A 14,668-nucleotide genomic window follows, 5' to 3' on the forward strand; every position below is an offset into this window, starting at 1 on the left:
GGGCCCATGACTGCGAAAAGCCAGAAGCATTGGACCGGCGACCCCGCACAGCTGCTGCGCGTGGGGGCGGGATTCCGCCTCACGGACGTCGACCCTGAGTCGACGCCGGGATTCACAGGCGGCAAGAAGCACGGCGCCAAGGACCTCGCATCGGGCGTCGAAGAGCTCGACGAGCTGCAGGAGCGCCTCTTCGCCGAGAGCCGCTCCGGGCAGACCGACGCCAGAGTCCTCCTGGTGCTGCAGGCGATGGATTCCGCGGGAAAAGGCGGCATCATCCGTCACGTCGTCGGCTCGGTCGACCCGCAGGGCATCTCGCTCACCGCGTTCAAGAAGCCGACCAAGGAGGAGCTCGCGCACGACTTCCTCTGGCGGATCGAGAAACGCGTGCCCGAGCCTGGGTTCATCGGCGTGTTCGACCGCTCGCACTACGAGGACGTGCTGATCGGCAAGGTGCGCGAGTTCGCGCCGCCGGAGGAGATCGAACGGCGCTACGGGGCCATCAACGACTTCGAGAAGCGATTGACGGATGCCGGAACCCGCGTCGTGAAGGTCATGCTGCACATCTCACCCGAGGAGCAGCGGGAGCGGCTCGCGGAGCGGCTCGATCGACCGGACAAGCACTGGAAGTACAACCCGGGCGATGTCGACGAGCGCGCGCGGTGGCCGAAGTACATGGACGCCTTCCAGGTCGTGTTCGAGCGCACCTCGACCGACTACGCGCCCTGGCACGTGATCCCCGCGAACCGGAAGTGGTTCGCGCGGCTTGCGGTGCAGGCGCTGCTGCTCGAGACCCTCGAGCAGATCGACCCGCAGTGGCCGGTGGCCACCTACGACATCGCCGCCGAGAAGGCCCGCCTCGCCGCCACCTGATCCGGCTCAGACCTCGCCGCGTGCGGTCCAGGCTGTCGCGGTCACCGTGAACGGACCGTCCGGCAGCAGTTCGGCGCAGCGGGCTCGTACGGCGTCGCGTTCCAGGTCGGGCAGTGCCGCCAGCTGTGCCCCCGCGGGCGAGACGCCGAGCGTGTAGGGCGTCCACCATTCCTCGAATCCGGCGTACCGCACCTCCACGGTGAGCTCACCCTCCTCGACGGCCCCGCAGCCGGCGGCACGGAGCAGCGCACCCAGGTCGCCGTGGCGGGCGCCCACCTTGTGGGACTCGTCGTCGATGCCCGTCACGACGGATCCGAGGGCCGCGAAGAACAGGCTCTGCGGGGCGCGGCCACCGGCGAAGTCCCAGACGCAGGCGGCGACCACGCCGCCGGGTCGCGTGACGCGAACCATCTCGCGGGCGCCTGCCGCGGCATCCGTCATGAAATGCACGACGAGTTCGGCGAGCGTCGCGACGAAGATGTCGTCGTCGAAGGGCAGGTGCTCGGCGACGCCGTGGCGGATGTCGGCCCACGGGTGGCGGGCGGCCGCCGCGGCGACGAAGCTCGCGGACGGATCGACACCGGCCACTTCGGCCTCGCCGTAGCGCGCGGCGAGCTGCTCGGTGAGGGCACCAGGACCGCAGCCGACGTCCAGCGCGCGGCCCTCGCGGGGGAGGCGCGCGCTCTCGACGAACAGCGCGGCGAGCGGACGGGAGTACCGCCCCATGAAGCTGTCGTAGGCCTCGGCGGCCACATCGAACGACATGGCAGCGAGTCTACGCTCGCCGGGTTTGAGCCGTTAGAGATCACTGTGTCAGCGAGTACTTGATGTGATATAGTACTTGTCATGACACAGGAAGACGCGTTCGCAGCGGATCTGCTGCGGGGACACACCGACACGATCGTGCTCGGCGTCCTGCGTCACGGCGACCAGTACGGCTTCGAGATCTACAAAGCCATCCGCGACGCGACCGGCGGTGATCACGAGATCAAGGAGGCGACCCTGTACGCCACCTACCGCCGGCTCGAGAAGGACGGACTCGTCGAGTCCTACTGGGGCGACGAGACGCAGGGCGGCCGCCGCAAGTACTACCGCATCACCGACGCCGGCCGTGCGGTCTACCGCGGCAAGGTGACGGCATGGGTCGCCACCCGACGCATCATCGACTCTCTCTTGGATCTCAAGGGCACCGACCTGAAGGAACAGCAATGAACTCCGACATCCATCGTCTCCTCGACGAGGCGTTCGCCGGCATCGAGATGACGCCCGACGCACAGGACCTGAAGGAAGAGGTGCGCGCCAACCTCGTCGCGCGCGCCGACGAGCTCGAGGCCGCCGGCCTGTCGGCAGCGGATGCCGCGCGCCAGGCGATCGCGGAGCTCGGCGACGTGCGCGAGCTGCTGGAAGGATCCATCGCTCCCGCGCAGAAGGAGTCGTACGCGATGGTGCAGCAGCGCCACCACGTGCGCCCGAAACCTGGATTCGTGGTCGGGGTCGTCGTCGCGTCGGTCGTCACCGTGGCGTCGCTCATCGTGGTCGCACTCGCCGCGACGGGCGTGCTGACCCTCCCGGTCGCCGGCACGATCGCCATCCTGGTGCTCGGCGCCGCCGGCGCAGGCTGGATCGTGGGGTCGTCGCTCTCGCAGGAGACGACATCAGACCATCCCATGCCGAGCAGGCGCGCCGCCGGCTTCGCCCTGGCGACGAGTCTCGTCGTGGTCGGGCTCGGGCTGACCGGTCTCATCCTCACCGGCATCCTCGCGATGTGGGTCGTCGTCCTGGCCGCGGTCGCGGGCGTGCTGGGCATCGTCCTGGTCTCGTTCCTCGGAGCGACGCAGACCAACCGGCACAAGGCGTGGGTCGTCGCCGCGCAGCGCGACGCTCAGATGCCGCCCAACCGCTTCGAGGAGGAGCCCGAGACCGCAGCCCGGTTCGGGATCTACACGGCGGTCATCTGGATCCTCACCTTCGCCCTCATGATCGCGCTGGTCTTCACGGTCGGCTGGTGGTGGGCGCTGCTCGCCTTCGTCGGCGGCTTCGCCGTCATGATGCTGGTGCTCGCCCGCATGATGTTCGGCGCCAAGAAGTCGTAGCCGGTCCGCCGGCCCACTCCTCTCACACAACCCATCAGAAGGAAGGGATGCTTCGCCATGCCTGAAAACAACCAGGCGATCGTCGCCGAGAACCTCGTCAAGGTCTATCCGGGTCGGGGACGGCGCCCCGCCGTCCGTGCCCTCGACGGACTGAGCTTCACCGTTCCGCCCGGTCGCGTCTTCGGCCTCCTCGGCCCGAACGGGGCCGGCAAGTCCACCACCACCAAGATCCTCACCACCCTCTCGCGGCCCACCGGCGGCACGGCGCGGGTCGCCGGTCACGATGTCGCCCGCGAGGCCGACGCTGTGCGCGCGGCCATCGGCTATGTGTCCCAGGGCTCGAGCACCGATCCGCTCCTCACCGCGGTCGAGAACCTCGAGATCGCCGCCCGCCTGCGGGGCATGGGCGCCGCCGACGCCCGGTCGCGCGCGCGCCGGCTGCTCGACGAGTTCGGCCTGGCCGAGGCATCCCGGCGCCCCGTCAGCACGTTCTCCGGCGGCATGCGGCGGCGGCTGGATGTCGCGGCCGCGCTCGTGCACCGCCCGCAGGTGCTGTTCCTCGACGAACCCACGACGGGTCTCGACCCTGAGGCACGCGCCACGATGTGGGCGGAGATCCGCCGGCTGTCCGGCGAAGAGGCGCTCACCGTCGTGCTGACCACTCACTACCTCGAAGAGGCAGATCGGCTCGCCCACGAGATCCTGCTCGTCGACGAGGGGCGGGCCGTCGTGCAGGGCACGCCTGCCGAGCTGAAGGCCGCGCTGCATGGCGACTCGCTGAGGGTGAGCCTCATCGAACCCGATCCCGATGCCGTGCGACGGGCCGTGGCCGGGGTCGCGGATCTGCGCGACATCGTCGTGGAGGTCTCCGGGGTCGAAGGCGTCCTGGCCGCCCGCACGGACGATGCCTCCGCGGCGGTCGGGGCTGTCATCGCCGCGCTGGATGCCGCGGGCATCCGCTTCGGTCAGGTCGCGGCATCCCACCCCACCCTCGACGATGTGTACCTCCACTTCGTCGGACACACGATCGGCGACCCCTCGACAAGCTCGGGGACCGGCGTCGAGGCGACCCAGACAGGAGCAGCAGCATGACCACTCTCACCCTCGGCGGCCCCGTGGTCGCCGCCGTCCCCCGTCGTGCGGGCTGGTTCACCCAGACCGGGCAGGTGCTGCGCCGCTGGCTGCTCTCCACCTGGCGTCAGGCCTGGGGCCCGATCATGTCGCTCGTGCAGCCGGTCATCTGGATCCTGCTGTTCGGGTCGGTGTTCTCGTCGCTCGGCGCGCTGCCGCAGTTCGGCGGCGCGGGCTACATCGACTACCTCGTGCCCGGCATCCTGATGATGACCGTGCTTTACTCCGGCGCGTGGGCCGGCACCGGCTACATCGACGACATCAACTCCGGCGTCATGGACCAGTACCTCACCTCGCCGATCTCGCGCACCGCGATCATCTCGGGGCAGCTCGCGCAGCAGCTGATCATCAATGTCGTCCAGTCCGTCGTCGTGCTCGGGATCGGCTGGCTGGCCGGCGCGCGCTACCCCGGTGGGATCGGCGGGATGCTCGTGGCCCTGGGCATCGCGACGCTCCTGGCGACGATCTTCTGCTGCGCCTCGACCGCGGTCGCCCTGCGCGCGCGCAGCCAGATCGCGCTGATCAGCCTGTCGCAGCTGATCGTGCTGCCCGCGACCTTCCTGTCGACAACGATGATGCCCGCCGACCTCATGCCGGAGTGGGTGCAGAGCGTGTCGCGCTGGAACCCGATGACGTGGGCCGTCGAGCTCGGCCGCGGCGGCCTCAGCGGCACCTACCCCGACAACGGCTGGTGGCAGGCCGGCGGCCTCGCGCTGCTCGCGGCACTCGCCTTCGTCTGGGCGGTGCGCTCGATCCGGGCGTACCAGCGCTCGATCTGACCCAGCGCGGCGACCTCACGCAAGGTCTACCCCGTCTCACGCTGTCGAAACCGCCTCTCGCGCCCGAAAGCAACGGCAGCGGATGGCGGTTTCGACAGCGCGAGCAATCGCCGCGCTGCTGAAGCGGCAGCGGATGGCGCTTTGGACAGCGCGAGACCGGGGCTGCGGCATCCGTCGCTCCCGTGCGTAGGCTTGATCGGTGAGCCTTCGTCAAGCCGATCCCGTCCACGCCGTCGCCGACGTCTATGTCGCCGAACTCGCCCGGCACGAGCCTGATGCGGCGCAGGCGATCGGGTCGGACGCTACGCCGGACCTTCCCGATCTGGGCCTGGAGTGGCTGCAGCGCAAGTACGAGCTGCAGGGCGAGACGATCGCCGCGCTCGACGCACTCGCCCCGGATGCGGGCGACCCGGTGCTGCGCGCCGCCCTGCGCGAGCGGCTGGAGCGCGAGCGCCTGCTGTTCGACGCCGGCTTCACGCCTCGACTCGTCGCCGGTCTCGCGACGCCGGTGCACCTCGTCCGCTACGCGATCGAGGGACTGACCGTGACTCCGGATGCCGCGGGAGAGGCGCTCCTGCGCCGGCTCGAGGCGGCGCCGGCCGCGGTGCGGCAGTACGCCGGGTCGCTGCGCTGGGCTCGCGATCACGCGGACCGGTTCACCGGCACGGGCATCGCTCCCGTTCGCCAGCTCGACACCCTCGCCGCACAGGTCGAGTCGTGGGTCGCTCTGGACTGGTTCGGCTCGGTCCCCATCGCCGAGGGGACGGATGCCTCGGCAGGGCCCCGCGTGCGAGCGGCGGCCGACGAGATCAACGTCGCGCTGCACGAACTCGTGCTCCTGCTCCGCGACGAGCTCGGCCCGGTCGCCACCGAGGTCGACGGCGTGGGCGAGGAGGTCTACCAGGACCTTGCCGCCGCGATGCTGGGCGCCCGGGTCGACCTCGCCGAGACCTATGCCTATGGGTGGGCGGAGCTCGAACGGCTCGTCGCCGAAGCGCGCGCGCTCGCCGCGGACCTCGGCGGCTCGGGGGACGATCCTGTCCGGGATGCGGCAGCCCGGCTCGACGTGGACCCGCGCTACCGCCTCGATGGCGTCGACACGATCCGGGACTGGCTCGTCCAGCGCGTCGCCGAGACCACCGACGCACTGGAGCCCGCGTTCGACCTGCCCCCCGGCATCCGGAATGTCGAGTGCCTCGTCTCGGAGGCGGCCTCCGGCGTGGTCTACTACACGCCCGGTGCGCCGGACGGGTCCACGCCGAGCCGGATCGTCTGGACGATCCCGAGCGGCGTGCCGGTCGCCGCGACCTGGCAGGAGGTGTCGAGCGTGCACCACGAGGGGCTGCCGGGGCACCACCTGCAGTTCGTCGTCACGGCGTCGTACCCTGACCTGCACCCATGGCAGCGGCACCTGTGCCACATCCACGGCTACGCGGAGGGCTGGGCGCACTACGCCGAGCAGCTCGCCGACGAGCTCGGGCTGATCCGCGACCCCGCCGAACGGCTCGGACTCGTGCTCGGCCAGATCTGGCGCGCGGTGCGCATCGTCGCCGACATCGGGCTGCACACCGGGTGGCCGATCCCGGCGGGGTCGCTCGTGCCGGAAGGGGAGTGGACGCCCGAGCTCGCCCAGCGGATGCTCGTCGACTACGCCCTGGTCGAGCCCACGCTCGCCGGGTTCGAGGTCGACCGCTACCTCGGCTGGCCGGGGCAGGCGCTCGCCTTCAAGGTCGGCGCCCGGCTCTGGAACGAGGCCCGCGCGGCACGGTCGGCGCAGCTGGGTGACGACTTCTCGCTGCGCGACTTCCACCGCGACGCCCTCGGCCTCGGCCCGATGGGCCTCGATCCGCTCCGCGCGCTGCTCACCCGGCCCTGACGCCAGCCGTGCCGGCCGCGTTGGTGGCGCATATTGTCGCCTCGCCTGTGCCCACGCGACCACATGTGCCACCTTCTCGGGCGGGCCCGCCGCGAACGGGTCGCGAATGGTCGCTTCCCCTGAGCTGAGGCGACAACTCGCGCCACGTTCGCAGGAACGTCAGACGAGCGGATGCCGCGGCTGAGGTGGCGGCATCCGTCCTCGTTCAATCCTCGAGCTGGGGGAGCACCTCGCGCCCGAGCAGTTCGATCCCCGCCGCGGAGTCGATGCCGTGCGGGGTGCCGAACTCGATGCGGTCGACGCCCGCGGCGATGAGCCGCTGGGACTGGGCTGCGATGTCGTCCGGGGTGCCCGCGAAGGCGAACAGGTCGAGCACGTCCCGCGGGACGAGGCGCCCGGCGCCCTCGTCGTCGCCCTCGGCGAGCCGCGCGCGGATCGCCGGCAGCAGGTCCTCGGGCAGCTCGACGGTCGGGTCGAGCGCGGCGACCACGTCGAGGTACATCGCGACCTGGCGCCGGGCGTGGGCGCGCGCGGCATCCCCATCCCGATCCACCACGGTCACTGCACCGAGCACCACCCCGACCGAGCCGGGGGCACGTCCGGCCCGCTCGATCCCGCGGTCGACGCGGGAGCGCACCACCCCGACCATCGCGGGGTTCGCGCTTCCGCCGACCTTGATCTCGTCGGCCACCTCGCCGGCGAGGGTCATGCCCAGCGGTCCCCACGATCCCAGCAGGATCGGCACGTCGGGCCGCACCAGCTGATACCGCAGCCGAACCCCGGGCTCCAGCCGAAACGCCGAGCCCTCATATCCCCGAACCGAACCGTCCAGGAGCGCCCGGATGAACCCCACCGCATCGCGCAGGTGCGCGATCGGCTTCGGTGCGTCGACGCCGATCGCCTCGAGCCACGACCCCTTCGCGAGCCCGAGATACGCGCGACCGCCGGAGGCGGCATCCACCGCGGCGAACTGCCCCGCGATCTCGTACGGGTGCAGGGTGTACGGGTTCCAGCACGCGCAGCCGAGCCGCAGCCGAGTGGTCGCCGAAGCCATCTCGAGCAGCGCCGCGACCGGCGGCTGGTACAGCAGGTCCGAGAACACGCTGACGCCGTCGAAGCCGAGGTCCTCGGCGAGCGTGGCGAGCTTCGCGTACTCGCCGGGTGCCTTATCGGTCTGCAGCCCCAGCGACACCGGAATTCGCGTCACGTCAGTTCATCCGTCGGAATCGAGCGGATGCCGGTGCGCACCACGCGCATGATCAGGCGCTCCTCGGGGTCGGGGCAGGCGACGAGGTCGTCCCGCTCCAGCCAGTCTCCGGGTGGCAGCCTGCGCTGCTTCGCGGGCAGGAGCGGCAGCACCGCCTGCAGCGCGTACATGCAGAAATGCCCGCCGTCGGGCAGGCACAGCCGGCTGCTCTGGACCAGATCGATGTGGTCGCCGACCTTCATGCCGCACACCGAGCGCCCCTCGATGCGCTCGACGACCACGCTCAGGTCGTAGAGCTCGCTGACGGCGGAGTCCGGATGCCGCGACTCCGCCGATTCCGAATCCGCGGTCATGCGAGCGCATCCACGATCGGTCGAAATTTCACGCGGGTCTCCAGCAGTTCGGTGTCGGGGTCGCTCCCGGCGACGATTCCCGCACCGGCGTGTGCGACGACCGGGATCGTCTCATGGCCCTCGGGGCCACCGGCAGCACCCCCGATCTGGGCGCAGCGCAGGGCGATCGCCCACTCGCCGTCGCCGTTGGCGTCGACCCAGCCGACCGGCCCGGCGTAGCGGCCCCGGTCGAACGGCTCGATGCGGCGGATGACCTCGATCGCGGCATCCGTCGGTGTCCCTGCAACTGCCGCGGTGGGGTGCAGCGCCGCCACGAGATCAAGGGCCGATGCGTGGTCGGCAAGTTCGCCGGCGACGTCGGTGGCCAGGTGCCAGAGGTTCGGCAGCTCGAGCACGAACGGCTCGGCGTCCGCCTGCAGCGTGCGGGTGTGGCCCGCGAGGGCGTCCACGACACTTTGCACGGCGAAGCGGTGCTCGTTCAGGTCCTTCCCGCTGTGCGCGAGGGAATCGGATGCCGCGGCATCCCCATCCGCGTCCGCCCCTCGGGGGAAGGTCCCGGCGAGCACGCGGGCGGTCACCGCACCGCCCGACACGGTCACCAGGGTCTCCGGGCTCGCACCAATGAGACCGTCGACCGCGAACGTCCAGGTGTCGGGGTACCCGGTGGACAGCGCGCGGGCGAGCCGGCGCAGGTCGGCCCCGGCGGGGACGGTGCCCACGAGATCGCGGGCCAGCACCACCTTGCCGACCTCGCCGCGGGCGATGGCCGTCAGCCCGGCGCGGACGGCGTCTTCGTAACCCGCCGGATCGAGCGACCCGGGGCCGAGGGTCGCCGACCAGTACTGGCCGTACGGCGTCTCGACGAGTGCGGGATCGGCGGACGGGGCGTCGAGGTTGCGGATGCGGGTGATCCAGCTGCGCCCGCCGCGGCGGCCGATCACGAGCGGGGGGATCACGAGCAGGTTCGAGCGCTCGGATCGAGGGTCGAACGCGAACGCGCCGAACGCGACCAGCCCGGTGCCGGGGAGGCGCACCGGATCGTCGGTCGCAGCGTTCGAGGTGGCCCAGCGCCACGCCTCGGCGTGGCCGGGGATCGCGCCTGCCGTCACCGGGGCATCGTCGGCGGTGCCACCGCGGGTGATCGCGATGACGGGCTTGCCCAGCCCGACGATTCCGTCCGACCGGCGCAGCCACGCGAGCGGGTCGTCGGGGTCGGCGTAGAGCAGCAGATCGTCGATGTGATCGATCTCGCGGGTCTCGGCCACCAGACGCGGCGGACGGAGCTCTGCGATCACCCTTCCACCCTAGACTCGCACCGTGATCGACGAGCCCCGCCCCGCGCCGGGTACGCCGCTGACCTTCCGGTGGCGCAAGTGGGACGGCGGCGAGCACTGGCTGCACGAGTGCATCTACCTCGGCGCCGACGAGTGGGGCGACTGGCTCGGCCAGCTCCCCGGCTGGTCGAGCGTCCGGCCAGGGCGCGAGGTCGTGCCGCGGCATCCGAATGTCACCCTCGTCCCGCCGAGCGGCGACTTCGCCTTCACGCACAACGCCAGCCCCGCCCGCACGAAGATCTACATCGACCTCGCCTGGGACCTGCGATGGGAAGCGGGCGAGCCGCGCGGGATCGATATGGACCTCGACGTCGTCGAGCACGAGGATCGCGGCATCTACATCGACGACCGCGACGAATGGGACGAGCACCGGGTGCAGTACGGCTACCCGCAGGAAATCGTCGAGCATCTCGAGACCGTCACGCTCGACCTCGAGCGGCGGGTCACCGCGCGGGCGGCGCCGTTCGACACGCGGACGACGGATGCCTGGCTCGCGCGTCTCGCCGAACTCACGGCCGATCGACCCGCCCTCTAGACTCGAGCGGTGACCGAGCACGAGCCCAACCGCGCAGACCTGCACAAGGATCCGGCGCGGGTCAGCGGCATGTTCGACGAGGTCGCGAGCGGCTACGACCGCACCAACACCGTCCTGAGCCTCGGAAACGACCGCCTCTGGCGCGTAGCGACGACGCGGGCGGTCGCCCCACGCGCAGGGCAGCGCATCCTCGACCTCGCCGCCGGAACCGGTGCGAGTTCGATCGCGCTCGCCGGCAGCGGAGCCCAGATCGTCGCGGCCGACTTCTCGCCGGGCATGATCGCCGAGGGCCGTCGCCGCTACCGCGGCACCTCGAATCTCTCCTTCGTCGAAGCGGATGCCACGGCCCTGCCGTTCGACGACGCCGAGTTCGACACCGTCACGATGTCGTTCGGATTGCGCAACGTCAACGAGCCCAAGAAGGCGCTCGCCGAGCTGCTGCGGGTGACAAAGCCCGGCGGGCGGCTCGTGATCTGCGAGTTCTCGCACCCGCCGTCGCCGGCCTTCAACGGTCTCTACCGCTTCTACAACAACCGGATCCTTCCGACGGTGGCCAAGGCGGTCAGCTCCAACGCCGAGGCGTACGACTATCTGAATGAGTCGATCAAGGACTGGCCGGATCAGCCGACGCTCAGCTCGTGGATCCGCACGGTGGGGTGGACGGATGTCGCGTACCGCAACCTCTCGTTCGGCATCGTCGCCCTCCACCGCGCCCGCAAAGCCGCCGGGTAGGCTGTGATCGTGACTCCGTCGATGCCAGGCCCTCGACTTGCGAGCAAGCTGGGCCTCTCCGATCGCATCTTCGCGGGGCCACGGGCCCGCAAGCTGATCCGGGTGGTCGAAGACGGCCTCGAACGGGTCGACGAGACGCTGCGCCACGAACTCCAGGTCAGCGACGCGCTCGCGAACACCACCAGTCGTTACCTCTACGACGCGGGCGGCAAGCGGGTGCGGCCGATGCTCGCCCTGCTCACCGCCCAGCTCGGCAACGGAGCGACCGAGGCCGTCATCGACGGTGCCGCCGCTCTCGAGCTCACCCATCTCGGATCGCTGTACCACGACGACGTGATGGATGCCGCGGACAAGCGCCGCGGCGTGCCCAGCGCGCACGCGGTGTGGGGCAACAGCGTCGCGATCCTCACCGGGGATCTGCTGTTCTCCCGGGCGAGCCAGATCATGGCACGTTACGGCGACCGCGCCATCCGGCTGCAGGCCGACACCTTCGAGCGTCTCGTGCTCGGCCAGATGCACGAGACCGTCGGGGCGCAGCCGGGGGAGGACCCCGTCGAGTTCTACCTGCAGGTGCTCGCGGACAAGACCGGATCGCTCATCGCGGCGGCCGCACAGGCGGGTGTGATCTTCAGCGACGGCCCGGCCGAATTCGAGGCCCCGATCTTCATCTTCGGCGAGAAGGCCGGCGTCGCCTTCCAGTTGCTCGACGACGTCATCGACCTCTCCGCGGACCCGGACGAGACCGGCAAGGTGCCAGGCACCGACCTGCGCGCAGGCGTGCCCACGATGCCCTACCTGCTCCTCGGGCAGCGCACTGACGCGGCATCCGTCTCGCTGCGCACCACGATCGACGAGGGCGTCGCGCAGATCGCCGACGGTGCCGACCCGGCGATCCTCGATGAGCCGCTCGCCGCGCTGCGCGACAACGACGCCACGAAGGCGACCCTCGACCTCGCTTCCCAGTGGTCGCGCGAGGCGATCGACGCCCTCGCCCCGATTCCCGACGGACCGGTGCGCGAGGCGCTCACCCGCTTCGCCGAGGCCGTCGCAGACCGCTCCAGCTGACCCCGCTCACCGCGCCGCGGCCTTCGCTCTCGCGATGTCTGCGGTGGGTGACTTCGAAAGGACCCGTATGACCAAGCTCCGACTCGCGATCGTCGGCGCCGGGCCTGCCGGCATCTACGCCGCCGACATCATCCTCAAGGCGGAGCGCAAGTTCGACGTCTCGATCGACCTGTTCGAGCAGCTCCCGGCGCCCTACGGGCTGGTCCGCTACGGCGTCGCCCCCGACCACCCGCGGATCAAGGGCATCATCACCGCCCTGCGCGAAGTGCTCGACCGTGGCGACATCCGCATCTTCGGCAACGTCCGCTTCGGCGAGGACATCACGCTCGACGATCTGAAGCACCACTACCACGCGGTGATCTTCTCCACCGGTGCGATCCGCGACACCGACCTCGACATTCCGGGCATCGACGCCGTCGGCTCCTACGGTGCCGCCGACTTCGTGAGCTGGTTCGACGGGCATCCCGACGTGCCGCGCGAATGGCCCCTCGACGCTTCGTCGGTCGCGGTGATCGGCAACGGCAACGTCGCGCTCGACGTCTCGCGCATGCTCGCCAAGCACGCCGAGGATCTGCTTCCCACCGAGATCCCGGACAATGTGCACCGCGGGCTCGTTGCCAGCCAGGTCACCGACGTGCACGTGTTCGGGCGCCGAGGGCCGGCGCAGGTGAAGTTCACGCCGCTCGAGCTGCGCGAACTCGGCGAGATGCGCGACGTCGACACGATCGTCTACGACGAGGACTTCGACTACGACGACGCCTCCCGGGCGGCGATCGCCAGCAACAAGCAGGTCATGGTGATCGACCGGGTGCTGCAGTCGTGGCGCAAGCGCCCGTCGGCCAACAACTACGCCGCGGCGGAGCCGGGCGAGCGGGCATCACGCCGTCTGCACCTGCACTTCTACGCGAAGCCGCTCGAGGTCGTCACCGACGACAGCGGGCGAGTGTCCGCCTTCCGGTGGGAGCGCACGCGTCCGGATGGCGAGGGCGGTGTCGTCGGCACCGGGGAGATCCGCGAGGTCGCGATCCAGTCGATCTACCGCGCGGTCGGGTACTTCGGATCCCCGCTGCCGGGTGTGCCGTTCGACCAGAAGCACGGCGTGATCCCCAACCACGAGGGTCAGGTGCTGCGCGACGACAACAACGAGCGCGTGTCCGGCGTCTACGCGACCGGCTGGATCAAGCGCGGCCCGGTCGGGCTGATCGGCCACACCAAGTCGGACGCGATGGAGACCATCCGCCACGTCATCAACGACCAGGGATCGTGGTGGCAGCCCGCTGACCCGTCCGAGGCGTCGATCCCCGCGCTCCTCGAGTCGCGCGGCGTGACCTGGACCGACCTCGAAGGCTGGCACTCGCTCGATGAGCACGAGATCGCCCTCGGTCAGCCGGAGGGCCGTGCGCGCATCAAGGTCGTGCCCCGCGACGAGATGGTGTCGATCTCCCGCAGCAAGTAGCGGGCGCCTCGGGCCGAGGCATCCGCTCCCGCGCGTCCGCTCTCGCTCTCACCTGCTCGCACAACCGAGGAGATTCGCAGTACCGAGGATGAATTGCCCAACGGGCATCCTCGGAAGTGCGAATCTCCTCGGCTGCAACGCGGCGACGCGGGGCGGACGATCCTCCCCGCCGCCGGCCGCGGCGGGTCATTCCACAGTTCGCCGCCGAGCGATGCGTGATTGTGGCGACGGATCCAGGATCGACGGATGCCGCGGCCTGAGCTCGACCTGCACACCGACCCGTCCACCGAAGCGTCGACCGACATCGAGCGCCTCTGCTCCCTCGTCCGGGACAACGGTGGGGTCGTCACAGTGGCCAAGATCGTGGATGCGGGCCACAGTCGCTGGGTTCTTCACAAGGCGCTGGAGATCGGGGCGCTGAAGCGGGTGCGACGCGGCTGGGTCGCGCTGCAAGCAGCTGACCGGTTCCTGGTGGCTGCTGCGCACCGCGGGGTCGTGCTCACCTGCGTCACCCAGGCGAAGCGGCTCGGGCTGTGGGTTCTGGCAGACGACGACCGTCACCACGTCGGGGCCGACCCTCGATCCAGCCGGGTGACGACCGCCACGAAGGTGGTCGTGCATTGGTCGCGCCCCCTCATCGCGCGTGCGCCCGGGCAGCTGGTCGACCCGATCGAGAATGTCCTTGCCGCGGTGGCGGCCTGTCAGCCATACGAACGCGCACTCGCAATATGGGAGTCGGCCCTTCGCCAGCAGCTCGTCTCGAAGGAGGGGCTCGCAGCCTTGCCGCTCGGCCCGGCAGCCCGGCGGATCCTGCGAGAAGCCGAGATCTACTCCGACTCAGGCCTCGAGACGATGGTGGTTCCGCGGCTGCGGTGGATGGGCCTTCCGCTCAGGCGGCAGGTGTGGATCGCCGGGCATCGGGTCGACCTCCTGATCGGCGAGCGCCTCGTGCTCCAGATCGACGGTGCGCACCACGTCGGCGCACAGCGCACCGCCGACATCGATCACGATGCCCAGCTCATGCTGCTCGGCTACCACGTCATCCGCGTCGGCTACCAGGCCGTCGTGCACGGCTGGCCGCACGTTCAGGAGCAGATCATGCGTGCTGTCGCCCAGGGCCTGCACCGGGCGCCCAAGGAGCAGTGATCGCGCTTCGCTCCCGAGGAGATTCGCATTGCTCAGGATGCCGAGAGGTCGAAGCGTCCTCGGAAGTGCGAATCTCCTCGGCTACGGGAGT

Annotated in this window: 15 protein-coding genes; 11 read left to right on the forward strand and 4 right to left on the reverse strand. The window is 70.4% G+C overall.

All coding sequences use genetic code 11. The features are described from left to right. The first annotated feature begins 6 nt into the window (after positions 1–6). Positions 7–870 (forward strand): polyphosphate kinase 2 family protein, encoded by an 864-nt coding sequence (locus tag ACXJ3V_RS04285; protein ID WP_457099024.1) that lies wholly within the window; start codon positions 7–9, stop codon positions 868–870. A 6-nt stretch (positions 871–876) separates the two neighbouring features. On the opposite strand, the gene ACXJ3V_RS04290 is transcribed toward ACXJ3V_RS04285, so the two are convergent. Next, a complete protein-coding gene (locus ACXJ3V_RS04290) occupies positions 877–1,635 on the reverse strand; it encodes a class I SAM-dependent methyltransferase (RefSeq protein WP_457099025.1) in 759 nt (252 codons plus the stop codon). An 81-nt stretch (positions 1,636–1,716) separates the two neighbouring features. Between ACXJ3V_RS04290 and ACXJ3V_RS04295 the strand changes: the two genes are divergently transcribed. From ACXJ3V_RS04295 to ACXJ3V_RS04315, 5 genes are all read left to right on the forward strand, one after another. After that, on the forward strand, positions 1,717–2,082 hold the full coding sequence (locus tag ACXJ3V_RS04295; protein ID WP_457099026.1) for a PadR family transcriptional regulator: 366 nt from the start codon (positions 1,717–1,719) through the stop codon (positions 2,080–2,082). Then, positions 2,079–2,963: a permease prefix domain 1-containing protein gene (locus tag ACXJ3V_RS04300; protein WP_457099027.1), complete on the forward strand. Its 885-nt coding sequence runs from the start codon at positions 2,079–2,081 to the stop codon at positions 2,961–2,963. The genes ACXJ3V_RS04295 and ACXJ3V_RS04300 overlap by 4 nt, the downstream gene beginning before the upstream one ends. Positions 2,964–3,020: 57 nt before the next feature. Further along, on the forward strand, positions 3,021–4,055 hold the full coding sequence (locus ACXJ3V_RS04305; RefSeq protein WP_457099028.1) for an ABC transporter ATP-binding protein: 1,035 nt from the start codon (positions 3,021–3,023) through the stop codon (positions 4,053–4,055). After that, complete coding sequence (locus ACXJ3V_RS04310) at positions 4,052–4,873, forward strand: ABC transporter permease (RefSeq protein WP_457099029.1); 822 nt, start codon at positions 4,052–4,054, stop codon at positions 4,871–4,873. Before ACXJ3V_RS04305 ends, ACXJ3V_RS04310 begins: the two co-directional genes overlap by 4 nt. A gap of 199 nt (positions 4,874–5,072) precedes the next feature. Then, positions 5,073–6,749 (forward strand): DUF885 domain-containing protein, encoded by a 1,677-nt coding sequence (locus tag ACXJ3V_RS04315; protein WP_457099030.1) that lies wholly within the window; start codon positions 5,073–5,075, stop codon positions 6,747–6,749. A 205-nt stretch (positions 6,750–6,954) separates the two neighbouring features. On the opposite strand, the gene ACXJ3V_RS04320 is transcribed toward ACXJ3V_RS04315, so the two are convergent. From ACXJ3V_RS04320 to ACXJ3V_RS04330, 3 genes are read right to left on the reverse strand one after another with little or no spacing between them, the layout of a single operon-like run. Continuing rightward, positions 6,955–7,956, reverse strand: coding sequence for an LLM class flavin-dependent oxidoreductase (locus ACXJ3V_RS04320; RefSeq protein WP_457099031.1), 1,002 nt, complete (start codon positions 7,954–7,956; stop codon positions 6,955–6,957). Beyond that, positions 7,953–8,309 (reverse strand): TIGR04076 family protein, encoded by a 357-nt coding sequence (locus ACXJ3V_RS04325; RefSeq protein ID WP_457099032.1) that lies wholly within the window; start codon positions 8,307–8,309, stop codon positions 7,953–7,955. The genes ACXJ3V_RS04320 and ACXJ3V_RS04325 overlap by 4 nt, the downstream gene beginning before the upstream one ends. Continuing rightward, the gene (locus tag ACXJ3V_RS04330; protein ID WP_457099418.1) at positions 8,306–9,601 is read right to left on the reverse strand and encodes an isochorismate synthase; all 1,296 of its coding nucleotides are present in this window, start codon (positions 9,599–9,601) and stop codon (positions 8,306–8,308) included. Before ACXJ3V_RS04330 ends, ACXJ3V_RS04325 begins: the two co-directional genes overlap by 4 nt. Before the next feature lie 25 nt (positions 9,602–9,626). Here ACXJ3V_RS04330 and ACXJ3V_RS04335 point away from each other — a divergent pair, with 25 nt between their 5' ends. The 5 genes from ACXJ3V_RS04335 (at position 9,627) to ACXJ3V_RS04355 (ending at position 14,577) form a co-directional block, all read left to right on the forward strand. Beyond that, positions 9,627–10,178, forward strand: coding sequence for a DUF402 domain-containing protein (locus ACXJ3V_RS04335; protein WP_457099033.1), 552 nt, complete (start codon positions 9,627–9,629; stop codon positions 10,176–10,178). A 9-nt stretch (positions 10,179–10,187) separates the two neighbouring features. Then, positions 10,188–10,910, forward strand: a complete 723-nt coding sequence (ubiE, locus tag ACXJ3V_RS04340; protein WP_457099034.1) for a bifunctional demethylmenaquinone methyltransferase/2-methoxy-6-polyprenyl-1,4-benzoquinol methylase UbiE — start codon at positions 10,188–10,190, stop codon at positions 10,908–10,910. A 9-nt stretch (positions 10,911–10,919) separates the two neighbouring features. After that, positions 10,920–11,975 (forward strand): polyprenyl synthetase family protein, encoded by a 1,056-nt coding sequence (locus ACXJ3V_RS04345; protein WP_457099035.1) that lies wholly within the window; start codon positions 10,920–10,922, stop codon positions 11,973–11,975. Positions 11,976–12,042: 67 nt separating this feature from the next. Beyond that, entirely contained in the window at positions 12,043–13,431 is a 1,389-nt protein-coding gene (locus ACXJ3V_RS04350) for an FAD-dependent oxidoreductase (protein ID WP_457099036.1), read from the forward strand. Between the two features lie 246 nt (positions 13,432–13,677). Next, the gene (locus ACXJ3V_RS04355; RefSeq protein ID WP_457099037.1) at positions 13,678–14,577 is read left to right on the forward strand and encodes an endonuclease domain-containing protein; all 900 of its coding nucleotides are present in this window, start codon (positions 13,678–13,680) and stop codon (positions 14,575–14,577) included. Positions 14,578–14,668 lie beyond the last annotated feature (91 nt).

The sequence above is a fragment of the Microbacterium sp. P5_E9 genome (assembly GCF_054049175.1).